We start from the raw sequence: 558 nt of genomic DNA on the forward strand, positions 1-558 counted from the left end.
TTATGGTTTTGTTATTGCCGGCGCCTATATCCGCCATGTGCCGATGACGCCGGATGTGAATTTCTTTGAAGAGCTGGAAAAAGCCATCAAAACCACCTGGCCACGGCCGAAGATGCTGGTGCTGAATTTTCCCGGCAACCCGACCGCCGAGTGTGTCGATTTAGCCTTCTTCGAGAAGGTGGTGGCGATGTGTAAAGAGCATGAAATCTGGGTGGTGCAGGATCTGGCCTATGCCGATATTGTGTTCGACGGTTATCAGCCGCCGTCCATTCTGCAGGTGGAAGGTGCGAAAGACATTGCGGTGGAGTTTTACTCACTGTCGAAGAGCTACAACATGCCGGGCTGGCGGGTTGGCTTCTGCTGTGGCAATAAAGATCTGATTTATGCCTTAGCAAGGATTAAGTCCTACCTCGATTATGGTACATTCACGCCTATTCAGGTGGCAGCGATTGCCGCACTGGAAGGTGATCAGACGGTGGTGAGCGATATCTGCGAGATGTACCGCAGCCGCCGGGATGTACTCTGCAAGGGGCTGAATGATCTGGGCTGGCCGGTAAA

The 558-nt window shown here is 52.9% G+C and carries 1 protein-coding gene; it reads left to right on the plus strand.

Annotated features, from left to right (window positions below; all coding sequences use genetic code 11):
- The coding region (locus B3P58_RS15600) for an aminotransferase class I/II-fold pyridoxal phosphate-dependent enzyme (RefSeq protein WP_286718938.1) at positions 1 to 558 on the plus strand (558 nt) is incomplete at both ends.

The organism is Thalassolituus sp. UBA2009, from assembly GCF_002335285.1.
Classification (GTDB): Bacteria; Pseudomonadota; Gammaproteobacteria; order Pseudomonadales; family Oceanobacteraceae; genus Venatoribacter; species Venatoribacter alkanivorans.